General features: G+C 65.7%; 9 protein-coding genes. 5 read left to right on the top strand and 4 right to left on the bottom strand.

The features are described 5' to 3' along the window. Positions 1–180: 180 nt before the first annotated feature. Together EHS19_RS04100 and EHS19_RS04095 are read left to right on the top strand one after the other, a co-directional pair. Positions 181–2,466 carry a WD40 repeat domain-containing protein gene (locus EHS19_RS04100; protein ID WP_151916516.1) on the top strand — a complete coding sequence of 762 codons (2,286 nt, stop codon included), beginning with the start codon at positions 181–183 and terminating at the stop codon, positions 2,464–2,466. Between the two features lie 49 nt (positions 2,467–2,515). Further along, entirely contained in the window at positions 2,516–4,783 is a 2,268-nt protein-coding gene (locus EHS19_RS04095) for a toll/interleukin-1 receptor domain-containing protein (RefSeq protein WP_175578290.1), read from the top strand. Positions 4,784–4,892: 109 nt separating this feature from the next. On the opposite strand, the gene EHS19_RS04090 is transcribed toward EHS19_RS04095, so the two are convergent. From EHS19_RS04090 to EHS19_RS04075, 4 genes are all read right to left on the bottom strand, one after another. Then, positions 4,893–5,546 carry a zinc ribbon domain-containing protein gene (locus EHS19_RS04090; RefSeq protein ID WP_151916514.1) on the bottom strand — a complete coding sequence of 218 codons (654 nt, stop codon included), beginning with the start codon at positions 5,544–5,546 and terminating at the stop codon, positions 4,893–4,895. Between the two features lie 220 nt (positions 5,547–5,766). Beyond that, positions 5,767–6,198, bottom strand: a complete 432-nt coding sequence (locus EHS19_RS04085) for a hypothetical protein (protein WP_151916513.1) — start codon at positions 6,196–6,198, stop codon at positions 5,767–5,769. A gap of 127 nt (positions 6,199–6,325) precedes the next feature. Next, the gene (locus EHS19_RS04080; RefSeq protein ID WP_151916512.1) at positions 6,326–7,093 is read right to left on the bottom strand and encodes a zinc ribbon domain-containing protein; all 768 of its coding nucleotides are present in this window, start codon (positions 7,091–7,093) and stop codon (positions 6,326–6,328) included. Positions 7,094–7,329: 236 nt separating this feature from the next. Further along, complete coding sequence (locus EHS19_RS04075) at positions 7,330–8,307, bottom strand: hypothetical protein (RefSeq protein ID WP_151916511.1); 978 nt, start codon at positions 8,305–8,307, stop codon at positions 7,330–7,332. Positions 8,308–8,785: 478 nt separating this feature from the next. Between EHS19_RS04075 and EHS19_RS04070 the strand changes: the two genes are divergently transcribed. From EHS19_RS04070 to EHS19_RS04060, 3 genes are all read left to right on the top strand, one after another. Beyond that, complete coding sequence (locus EHS19_RS04070) at positions 8,786–9,103, top strand: hypothetical protein (RefSeq protein ID WP_151916510.1); 318 nt, start codon at positions 8,786–8,788, stop codon at positions 9,101–9,103. Between the two features lie 59 nt (positions 9,104–9,162). Beyond that, the gene (locus tag EHS19_RS04065) at positions 9,163–9,489 is read left to right on the top strand and encodes a hypothetical protein (protein ID WP_151916509.1); all 327 of its coding nucleotides are present in this window, start codon (positions 9,163–9,165) and stop codon (positions 9,487–9,489) included. Positions 9,490–9,727: 238 nt separating this feature from the next. Beyond that, a complete protein-coding gene (locus EHS19_RS04060; RefSeq protein ID WP_151916533.1) occupies positions 9,728–12,340 on the top strand; it encodes a DEAD/DEAH box helicase in 2,613 nt (870 codons plus the stop codon). The last annotated feature ends 86 nt before the right edge of the window (positions 12,341–12,426 follow it).

Below are 12,426 nucleotides of genomic sequence, written 5' to 3'. Positions count from 1 at the left end.
GGTGGCGGATGGGGTTTCGCCATGCCTTCGCAATGCTTGCATGCGCGGCCGTCGCTTGGGGGGCCGGGCAACGGGCGGATGTAGGGGGAGCGCCGTATGATGGCATGCAGTTCCGGGCGTTCGCCCTTTCCTTTTCCATGTTCCGCTTTTGCCCATGCTCCATGTTTCGAGGAGGCCACGATGCCTAAGACCGTGATGATCGTGGCGCATGGGAACGATGCGGCGGCGGCGCGGGAGGCTGCCGCGGCGGCCGTATCGCAGCGCAAGGGCATCACGATGGACATGGTCGTGCCCGCTTTCGCTCCGGCCATCGCACCCGCGGAAGCCGCCCGGTTCGACATGGTCGTCATCGTCCTGAGCACTCCCGCCGTGCGCAGCGCGGCGTTCGTCGACCATATCAACGCGGTCGCCCGGGCCGCCCGCACCGTGGTGCCGGTGCGCGTCGACGCGATGCGCCCCGAATGGGCGGGGCCCGACGTCGACAAATACAATTGCGCCGACTTCTCGATGCCGCCGGGGCCCGCGCGCGTGGCGCGATGGAACGACCTGTTCCGTCTGAACGTCGCCTCCTATGACGACTTCAACGCGTTGCGCGCCAACGCCGAACGCTGGTCGCGCAACGGAGGGGGAAACGACTTCCTCACCCAGGATCCGCATCGCGCCGGGGAATCCGCGCGGCTTGTCGAACGCATGGCGTTGGACCCGTTCGCACGTCCCACCGAGGAGATACGCGAGTATGTGGCGCGGTCCGTCTCCTACGCGGCGGCCGCGCGCCGTAGGAGGATCTGGTCGAACGTGCGCGTCGCCGTGGCGGTGGTGCTGGTCGCCGCGTTCGTGGCCGGCACCATCCTGTTCACCCGTTGGGCCAACCGGCGCTACATCGCCTCCATGCAGTCGGTCTCCCGCTTCCAGATGGACTCCGCCCCCGAGTTCACCACGTTCCGCACAATCCAGGCCGCCGAGGCGGGCGGCGTCGACGAGACGGCCGCGTTGGAGACGATACGCGACGGCCTGTCGCACGAATGGACCGTGGCGGACATAGGCGTCGAGAACGCCGCGCAGAACGACTACACGGGCTCGGGGCTGTTCAGCGACGACGGACGGCGCTTCGTCACACAGGCATCCGGCGGCGTGCTGCGCATATGGGACGTGGCCACGGCGAAGCCGCTCAAGGCGTGGCACGTGTCGCAGGGAAGCTACGATTTCTCCATCTCCGCAGACGGGAACACGGCCGCGGTGACCGGCGATGGCGGCCTTGCGCTCGTCGATCTTGGGAACGGTTCGACGAACGTCATCGATGCGGGTACGCCCGTGCAGTCGCGCGTCGCCATGGCCGCCGACGCCTCGCGCATCATGATCGACGAGGGCGACCATGTGGCCATGTGGGACAGGGACGACGGCCTGCGCGCATCCAAGGTGACCGGAGAGGTGCTCGACGTGGGACGTACCGATGACGGCCTGCGCGCCTTGGTGCGCGACGGCGGCACCGTGCATGTCATCGGGGAGAGGATGGATGCCGCGATCGGAGGTCTCAAGCTGCCGGACGGAGACGGCGAATTCGTCTATGGCGCGATCGGCGCGGATGGCACCATCCTCGTCGTCGACGCCGGACGCCTGCTCGTCGCCCGGCATGGCGGCATGGCGGACGTACTCGCCCCGGTCGGCGCCGCCACACGTGACGCGCCCCTCGGACTCGCCGTGGCGGCGGACGGGCGTGTCGCGGCAGTGAGCACCAGCCAGGATGGCGTGCGCCTCATCGACCTTGGCACGGGGACCGATCTGGATGTCGTATGCGGCGCGACCACCGCCGTGATCTACCCGGAATTCTCCCGCAACGGACTGCTCGCCTGCGGCAACGGCCTGGTCTCCACCATCCAATCGGTGGAAAACCTCACGCCCGCGTCCGCACAACCCGGGCGGGCCTCTGTTTCCAACACGGTCACGCCGCACGCCGGTGCGGACGGCACGGTGGATGCGTCCGTCGACGGCCTGATGGTCACCGTGACCACGCCGTCCGGTACGGCGAACGCGACGATTCCGGCGCAGGACGGTGCGATTGCAGTGGCCGCCCTCACGTCACAGGGCGACGCGGTCGCCGTCGGCACCACCTCCGGCAACGTGTTCGCGTGGGACATCGTCGCAGTCGACGGCGCGCAGCCGACGCTGACACAGGTGCGCCGGTGGTCCGCGCCCGATGGGGACACCGTCGACCGGCTGGGATGGAGCGAGGACCTTTCCACGTTCGTCGCGCACACCGCGTCCGGCTGGTGGACGCCATGGTCGTTGCACGGCACCGCCACGCTCACGGGTGCGACGGCCGCCGCGGTCGCGCGCATGCCCGCATGCTGGCCGAGCTCCAGCATGACCGTGTTCGGCGGCCCGTTCGCGAAACGCCATGGACTGGTTGAGTGCACGAGTGCGCCCGTCGCGTCGGAGACGACGAGTGACAACAAGGCTGGCGCATAAAGGACGCATGTGCAGGGAAGCGTGCGGGCAAGCAGGGGAAGGCAGGACCATGGGATACGTGTTCGTCTCGTATTCGCGCAAGGAGTCGGCTGCGGCCGACCGGATCATCGACTGGCTCGAACGCTCCGGCATCGCCGTATGGCGGGACACGGCGAGCATGCCCGCGGGCGTCTCATGGAAACGTCAGGTCGCCGACGCGATCCGCGGCGCGGATTTGGTCGTCATGTGCGTCTCCCCGCTGTGGAACGGCTCCAAGGCGTGCCGCGACGAAGAGGACTGGGCCCGCTACTACCATCGTCCGCAAGCGCGCGTGCCCGTCGACGCGGCACGGTTCGACCTGACGCGCGCCGCTGCCGTCATCGGCGCCGCATGGGCCGCCGTCTCGCCCACGGACCGTCTCGCCGCCGAACTGGAGACCGCTGCCGGCGATTGGGCGAACCACGGAAGCCGCTCGCGCGACCTGGCCCGTGGCCGCGCGCTGCGCTCATACCGTCGCGCGTTCGGCACGCGCGGCGACCGGATTGACGGCAGCCGGGACAATCGCCCGGCCCATCCGCTCACGCCCGTCGCCGTACGATATCTGCGCCAATCCGCGCGCCACCGCGCCATCATGCGCGTCTTCGCCGTCCTCGCCACGGTCGCCCTCGTCTGCGCCGGCCTGTCCGGCGTGACGTTCGCGACCCGCATGCGTCAGATTCAACGGACCGACGCCGAATGGGCCACCGACTCGCGGCAATGGAACGAGCTGCGCGCCGCCCTGCAGGACGACCCGTACAAGGCGATGGAGACCGTGCTCGACGATCCGCACGACGAGGCCACGATGCGCGGCACCATGTACGTGACCAAGATGCGCACCGTCCTCGGCATCCACGTGCCCGACGACCACGGCGATGCCACGGACCCACGGTTCGCGGCGTACTCGTTGGATGGCAAGCTCGACGCGACCGTGCCCGGTGCGCTCGCCGGCACGGGCATGCCCAGCGCGAAGGCGCGCGGATATGCCGCCTCTCCGGACGGGCTGACCGTCGCCGCGCTCGCTGACGACGGCATCCGGATTCTCGACGCGGCGCGGTCGGGCACGATGATGACTCTCGTTGGCGTGGATTTCACCAAAGTCGTGGCGATGGCGTGGGACAATGATGGATCGACGCTCGCCGTGCGCTCATCCGACGGCACAGCCACCGTGTGGAAGGTGCGGGGGAGGGCGACCATCGTCAGGAACACCGGATCATGGTTCATGGACGGTACAGCGCTGGGCGGCGTGACGGGCGGACCGAGTGGCGCCGGCACCCACGCCGTGCTTCTGGCGCGTGACGGACGCCTCACCGTGGTCGACACGGCACAGGGGCGCATCGTCTCCAGCGCCTTGCGCGTGCCGCTCGATGTGGGCGTCGCCATCGCCGCGGCACCGGATGCCACGGACACCGTCTATGTGAGTGGCACGCGGGACGGCGCGACCGCGCTGTACCGGATCGCATGGGGCTCCGACGACCTGTCCGCAGGCGGGAACACGACGCAGATTGCCGTCCCCGATGGATGCGCGCCGACCCCGGTGGCCGTGTTGCCGGGCGGCGGGCAGGTCGCGCTCGCCTGCGGTTCGCAGATCGACGTCATCGACGTGGACGATGGCGACCCGGACAGGGCAATCGTCGACAAATCCGGCGCGACCGTGACCGCGGCGCGTGCGGACGCGCAGGGCCGGCTGTTCGTCGGGTTCGACGGCGGGGCGCTCGCGGTGGTGGAGGCGGGGGCCGATTCGTTCACCTATCCCGGTGCCGCCTCCTCGGACGCCGGCGGCCTCGGATATTGCCTGGGTGGCACGGCGCGGGCCGTGGCCGTCTCGGGAAGCAAGGCGCTGTTCGTGGGCGACGGCACCACTGCGCAGGCCTGCTCGCGCGACCTATCACGGTCGGAGGAGGGGGACGGCGGCGCGGGCGGCGTCACCAAGGCGCTCCGTGACGACGGGCCATGGACGATGCACATGGGTATGACCGACCTTGCGGGGCTGTCCGGTAGCCACCAGTCGAGGGCGGCCGCCGCCGCGCCGGACGGCTCCTCGTTCGCCGCGGGTCTGTCCGACGGGTCGGTTATGTTCTCCCGCTACGACATGCAGCCCGGTCCGGTCGTGCGCGAGGTGCCGGGTGAGGTTCGCGCCGTCGTGTATGCGTCGGACGGGAGCCATGTGGTCGCCGCCACCCGCGACTGGGTGATCTTCACCGTCGATGCGCCGGACGCCGGTGAATACGAGGGCGACGCGTTGCGCCGACAGGTTCAGGAGAGGCTGGATCGGGCGAGGAAGCTCGGATTGGCCGAGTAAGGCGGCGAATCTCAGTCGAGGTCCTAGCGTGGGTGGGGATCGTTTCGGTCAGCGGGTCCCGCACGACGTGGTGATCGTTGGAATGTGGTTCTCGGCGCGACGGGTGCCGTCAGAGCAGCTGCCCGCAGTATCCGCAGAATCGTGACGGTCCCTCGGCAGGCTTGCCGCAATGGTTGCAGAAGCGCGGTTGCGTGGTTGTGGTCGGCGAAGGCATCGCTGTGGCGGTGCTGACGGACGGTGCTGTGGCGACAGGTGCTGATGGTGGGGTGGGTGGCACGGATACGATCGGCGCAGGCTTGGCCGGTGCGGGTATCAATGTGGAAGCCGGTGCGGGAGTTGGCACAGGAGTTGGCACAGAAGTCGCGCCGCCCACTGAAAACTGCATCTTCGGTCTCGCCGGTGCGGTCGGTGCCTCCGTGCCATGGGTCGTGGCAACGGCCTTCGACTGGTAGACGCTTGCAGCCTGCGCCTTGGCGAGCTCCTCCTCGAGCGCGGCGATCTTCCTGTGCCGGTCGTCCTCTATGCTTTTGCTGAAGACAAGCATGCCGATGCCGATGAGCCAGGCGATGCCGGTGGCGACCCACAGCCACACGTAGATCGTGTCCAGAAATTGGTATCCGGCGTACGACAGCAGCGTGCAGACGACGGCCACGCCGAGCGTTTTGAATGCCATCTTGTATGTGTTGTCGTTCCTCGCCTCGTTCAGCTCCGCACGGATGGTGCTGACGCCCCGCACGGGCTGGCCGTTGGTGCTGTTGCTCATGATGACCCCTTCGTTGAGAATACATGCGATGGTTTCTTCCATTCGACCCTTGGACGCGACAGGACCGGATGTTTCGACGATGAATGATGAATCAGAAGGCGGGGGCGAATGCCCCGAACAAGAATCCGCCATATATGGGAACCACTCGCGGTGCGTTTCCGTTGCGGAATCCTCCCGTGACGGTGGACGGTCGATTGTTCGTGCCGATGATGGGCTTGTCTCAGCCCATCATGGTCAGTACGGCGGCACCCCAGGTGAGGACGCTGAGCGCTCCGATCAGAGTGAGAATGATCGACAGCACCCAACCGCGCGGAGCGGCGGTCTTGGGATCCAGTCCGGAATGGTATGCCTCGCTGCGGGATTTGTACAGCTGGAACGTCGCCAGTGCGGCCGATCCGCATATGACGACGGAGAGCAGGAAGACGAGGAAGATGATGAGCCCCATGTTGTCGAATGTCATGATGGCTCCCGCGAACGCGTTGAACACCCCGTAGGCGACAGCGCTCCACAGGGCGATGATTGTCCAAGTGCACCACTGGTCGCCTCGGAATTCGACGGTGTAGGGTAGGAACGACGCCCATAAGTATTGCTCGCCGGTCTTCCGGTTGCTTGGTCCTGACGGGTTGTTCGATCCGTTGTAGTATGCGCTCATTGTGGGCTCCTTTGTTGCCATGCCTTTGTGCTGGATGAGTAGGATCGGCGTCTCTTCTTCGCCGGTCGACTCGGATATGTCGGATGACGTCGCAATCCGGATATGAAAAACTTGTGCCGGGAGATGTCTAACGGCGTGCCGTGTCCGTCGGTTGGCAGACATGGCCGCATTGCGTGCAGAAGGTCATGTCCCTTTTCAGCCGTGCGCCGCATTGGGTGCAGAATTTGAATTCACGTTGGGCGGGTGCCGGTGCCGGCGCGGTCTGGGGAACGGGCCCGGTCGGCTGAGGCACCGGAGGGATTGCCTTGGCCGTGGCAGACACCGGTGCGACGGGCGTGGCCGGCGTGGGAGCTGCGCCGGCCACCGACACGTGTATCCTCGGCCTCGCCGGTGCGGCGGTCTCGGGTGCCGGTGCCTGTGTGGTTGGTTCCGGATGGTTCGCGACGGCGATGCGGTTCGCCTGTTCGATGACGTCCTGGACCCATGTCTTGAGCTGCTTCATCTGGTCGACATGGCGCACCACGCCATCGGCGGTGGTCCAGTTGATGAACCCGAACTCCGCCTGGTGATTCTCGGGGTCGATGCCGAAGAACGCCATGAACTCGCCGTTGCTTCTGGTCTGCAGATGGAATGCGCTGTACCGCCATTGTATGGCCCCGTCAAGGTCCTTCGTTATCTCCAGATTGTCGCCGAGCGGCGAATCATCCAGCAGCGGTCGGATGACGCTCCAATCGGCTTGGCATGGATAGGTGAAGGTATGGTCGGTCAGCGCCTCCTGCTCCCTGTACTCGCGGCGGCTGAACACATGGCGGTTTATGGCGCTGTTCGCTTTTCGCTCCAGCCATGTCCAGATGACCGCGACGGCGATCACGCCAACGAAGACGAGTATTTCCATGGATGTCCTTCCTTCTCTGCCTAGACGCGTGGTCCACCCCGACGCGATTCGTCGGACGGCATGCTCGGAATGGAATGGTATGGAAGATGGGGGAAGGCGATTGCCTGGAAACGATTTCACTATATCACCGTTGGCGTGAAATCTCGCGGGCCCGGGTTGCCTATGGGTGCATTGGGCAACGCCTTGGCAATGACGTCCCATATCGCTTGATCGTCGCTTGCGGGCCGGGCATGGTCCTATCGCATCGCGCTCAGCTCGCGCAGCGTGTCCGCGACGTTGATGAGGGCGTCCTTCATCATGAGGTTCGTCAGCAGCATGCGCGAGACATGCTTGTTCGGCAGGAACAGGCGCGGCGGCGTATCCGGACGGTCCCATGCGGTGCCGGTGGGGAACACGCGTCCGGCGTTGCCGAACACCCAGGAGGGACGAGGCATGCGTCGTTTGAATTCGGCCACCGCCTCGTCGCTGTGCAGCACGGCGACGAGCGCGAGATCGTGCAGTGTGTTCGAGATGAGGTCGGTATCCACAAACGGCTGCGTGCTGTCCACTGATTGCGCGACCACCACGATCGGCATCATCCGCCCGGAGGATCGCAGCAGGTCGGTGAGCTCGCGCACCTGATCGGCGGATTGGATCACATGCGCCGGATTGCGGTTCTCCGTTTCGGGGATGTCATTGGCCCGGCGGTCGCGTTCGTCGAGGCGTGCGGCGGCGTGGCTGATCGCGTCCGACCTTGGTGTGCGGCGCAGCAGCCCCGCGTTGACAAGGCGTGCGGTGAGGTCCTCGAGCATGTGCTCACGTTGCGCGTGCGTGTCCGCATAATACAGTGGTGCCTCCGCGGCCGCGTCGTGTGCGCCGGGGTGCGGCGACAATCCGCTGTGCGCGGGGTACAGCCGTATCGCGCCGTTGTAGACGCCGTATGATGCGGCGGTGTTTGGCGCTGTTCTGATGTCGCCGGCATCGGGGATGCCATTGACCCGTGCGTTGAACGCGTCGTCGACGGCGGCGTCCGGGCCGCACACGGCGATGTCGAGCGTGTCACCGGTGAGTGCGGCGACGATGTCCGGGTCGATGCCCGGTTTGCCGGTGTCGTTGCGGCAGGTGATGATCAGCAATGGTTTCGTGCGTTCGTAGGACAGCACATAATCCGCCAGTCTTCGCGCATCCTCGCCGTCGGTCACCCATTGCGGATGGGGTGAGGGCAGTGCCAGCATCGTTCGATCCTTCCTCAGCGCACGAAACCGTCGTGCGCTGTTCGTCTATTTCCGACGGCGGAATATGACGCGAAACGGGCGCATTCGGATGCGAAAAACTGAAAATGTGTCGGCGATTGAACAAGAAGAAGGAGAGGGCGATTGCCCTGAACATGCGTTATCGTACCACATGCGCGACATTTGTCTGGGAATTCTCTGGGGGNNNGGGCTGAACCCATCGCCTGAACTTGAAGCACGCTTTGGGTCCTTCAAGGTGTAGGGTGGGGAGGCGAAGCCATTCGTTCCGGAATCTCCGGTACGGCATGGCGGTTTTCGGGCATTCGCCCCTCCGTGATGATGCGGTGGTTGACGTTGCCGCTTCATGTTTTGTTTTCATATCCGGAATGGTTCGACATGCGACATATTCATGGCGCGCATGGCAAAGGGCGTGCGTGCCATGCCATCGCATGGCACCGGAGAATTCGACAAGGAGAAGACAATGGGAAGAACGAAGAGGATCGCACGTGCGGTGGCGGCGGTCATCGCCGCCATGGTGTGCGCGGCCACGTTGAGCGGCTGCGGCAGCTTCACCATGACCTGCGAGGAATACGGCCAGAAGGACAGCGGCGGTCAAGCCAGCGCCATTATGCGCATGATCAGCGCGCATGGATACGACTGGTCCAGCAGCGAATCAGGAACCATCAGCGTCATGGGGCAGGTGGATACCTATTGCGGAATCGGCTGGGGCAGCGGCGCGACGAAGAACATGGACCAGCGCATCGAGAACGCCATCGACTGGGATGCCGTCGGCGAGTGACCGGCAGCAAGTGATCAATAGCAAGTAACCAATAGCAAGTGACAGACAAGGAGAACAACATGTCCGATTCCAACAATATCAGCAACGCCAATGGCGCTGCGGCCACACCCCGCAGTTCCGAACAGATCCGCAGCGAACTGCGTAATCTCGAAAGCGCCAGCACCCCGATGGATATGCTCATACTGATCGCGGTGGCTGTGGGCGCGCCCGTGGTCGCGTGGCTGATCACGCAGGCCACGCACATCATCTTCAAGCCGCTGTGGGCGTTCGTCGTGTTCGTCGTCATCGGCGCGGTCTACATGGCGGTGCAGATTCCCAAGGAGCGCAGGAAGAAGATCGACGAACTGCGAGCCGAGCTGGCCGAGGCCGAGCGCGAGGGCCGCTGAGGGGCGGTATTTCCCATGTCCGCGGCGCGTCCCATCGTGGATGCGCCGCGGACATGGGAAAGGATGGGAACATGGGCCGGGCATGTCCGTCGTGTGGGTCAGTCAATCCGGATGCAATTACGGAAGACCAGCCGATGCCATGCGACGACGAGCCAGGCATGAAGGTCGTGTCGGTCGACAGCGCGGCCGAGCGTCCGGGGCGAGCCTGCGGCTACACTCGTGAGACATGGCAGACGAGATGAAGGATGAGACGGCAGCCGGGACCTCCGGCGCGCCGACGGCTCGCACGGATAACTATGGCTCCCTCGGCCGGCTGGCACCGAGTTGGGACGGCGGCGACGACGGCGCGCGCAACCTTGATTCCGACGAGATCTACGAGCGGTTCTTCGGCTGGGTGGCCGACGTCAAGCGCATCGAGCCGTGGCCTCATCAGGAGGAGGCCATCATGGACCTGCTCGCCGGCGACCATGTGATCCTGAGCACCCCCACCGGCTCCGGCAAATCGATGGTGGCGCTCGGCATGCATTTCGCCGCGCTGTGCACCGGTCGGCGCTCCTACTACACCGCGCCGATCAAGGCGCTCGTCTCCGAGAAGTTCTTCGATCTGGTCGATGTGTTCGGCCGCGACAACGTGGGCATGATCACCGGCGACACGCGCATCAACGCCGACGCGCCGATCATCTGCTGCACCGCCGAGATCCTCGCCAACCAGGCGCTTCGAGAAGGGCGGCACGCCGACGTCGGCTGCGTCGCGATGGACGAGTTCCACTACTACGGCGATTCCGAGCGCGGCTGGGCATGGCAGGTGCCGCTGCTGACGCTGCCACGCACCCAGTTCCTGCTGATGAGCGCCACGCTCGGCAACGTCGACGCGATCGCCGACAAACTCGCCGATCTGAGCGACACGCCCGACGTGGACGTGATCGCCGACGCGCCGCGCCCGGTGCCCCTCACCTACGAATACACGCTCGATCCACTGGAGAAGACCGTCGAAAGCGCGTTCAAGGAGGGATCGACCCCGATCTACGTGGTCCACTTCTCGCAGGACGCCGCTCTTGAGACCGCGCAGGCGCTCGCCTCCACCGGCGTGTCCAGCAAGGAGCAGCGCGCCGCCATCGCCGACGCGATCAAGGGCGTCAAATTCACCACCGCGTTCGGCAAGATCCTGCAGCGACTGCTGCGCACCGGCGTCGGCATCCATCATGCCGGCATGCTGCCGCGCTACCGACGCCTGGTCGAACAGCTCGCCCAGCAGGGCCTGCTGCCGGTGATCTGCGGCACCGACACGCTTGGCGTGGGCATCAACGTGCCGATCCACTCGGTGGTGCTCACCGCGCTGACCAAGTTCGACGGCACGCATATGCGCCGCCTGCGCGCGCGCGAATTCCACCAGATCGCAGGACGCGCCGGTCGCATGGGATTCGACACCGAAGGGCTGGTGATCGCCGAGGCGCCCGAATACGAGATCGAGAACCAGAAGGCGGTGGCCAAGGCCGGCAACGATCCGAAGAAACTCAAGAAAGTCAAGCGCAAGAAGCCGCCGGAGGGTTTCGTCACATGGAACCAGTCCACGTTCGACCGGCTCATCGACGCGCCTCCTGAAACGCTGGTGCCGCATCTGAAGATCACCCATTCGATGGTGCTCAACGAGGTCGCGCAGGGCGGCGACGCGCGTCGGCGCATCGACGATCTCATCGACGATTCGGCGCAGACCCCAGATCAGAAGGAGCGGCTGCACCAGCGCGCCGACGAGATCTTCACCACGCTGTTCGACACGCACGTCATCGAATCCGAACCGCGCGACGATGGCGGCGACGACTATTTCCTCGACGTGGACATTCCCGACGACTTCGCCCTCGACCAGCCGCTCTCGCCGTTCCTGCTGGCCGCGTTGGAGCTGCTCGACCCGCAATCCGACACGTACGCGCTGGACGTGATCTCGATGGCCGAGGCGACGCTCGACGATCCCAAGCAGGTGCTGCGCGCCCAGGAGCGGGCCGCGCGCGACAAGGCGATGGCCGACATGAAGGCCGACGGACTCGACTACAACGAGCGCATGGACAAGCTGCAGGAGATCACCTATCCCAAGCCGCTGGAGGACATGCTCGACGCCGCGTTCGACCAGTATCGCCGCGACGTGCCGTGGGCGAACGACTACTGGCTGAGCCCCAAGTCGGTGGTGCGCGACATGGTGGAGACGGCCTCCGACTTCACCGGATACATCGCGCGGTACAACATCGCCCGCTCCGAGGGCACGCTGCTGCGCTACCTGTCGGACGCCTACCGTGCGCTCGCCCGCACGGTGCCCGCCGAGAAGCGCGACGAGCGGCTTCGCGACATCATCTCGTGGCTGCGCGTGGTCGTGCGGTCGATCGATTCGAGTCTGGTGGACGAATGGGAGCACGCCGGCACCGAATCCGATGCGGCGGCCGAATCCGCGGCGAATCTGGCCGCTCCCGGCGGTCGCGACGAGGTGGTCGAGGATCGGCGCGGGCTGATCGTGCTGATTCGCAACGCCATGTGGCGGCGCGTCATGCTCATGGATCTCGACCGACCGCAGGAGCTCGGCGCGCTCGACAAGGACTGGGGATACGGCGTGCACGAGTGGGAGGATGTGCTTGACGCCTACTATGAGGCGCATGAATACGTGGGCATCGATGCGGCGGCGCGCTCCGGCGAGCTGTTCGTGCTGGACGACTCGCGGGAGAAGAGCGAGCATGTGTGGCGGGTGCGTCAGATCATCGACGATTCGGACGGCGATCACGACTGGGCGATCACCGGCACGGTCGATCTCGATGCGACGCAGAACAGCGGCGAGGTCGTGTTTGTGGACTATCGGGTCGGTGACTGATTTGGGTCGGTGACTGATTGGGTTGATGGTCGGCTCGGCTGTGATTTGGGCTGTGATTGGGGCTTCGGTTGATCGGCTCGGCTGGC

This window comes from Bifidobacterium jacchi, assembly GCF_009078285.1.
Classification (GTDB): domain Bacteria; phylum Actinomycetota; class Actinomycetes; order Actinomycetales; family Bifidobacteriaceae; genus Bifidobacterium; species Bifidobacterium jacchi.
The sequence above is the reverse complement of the archived record's forward strand: the minus strand, read 5'-3'. Positions and strand labels throughout refer to the sequence as shown.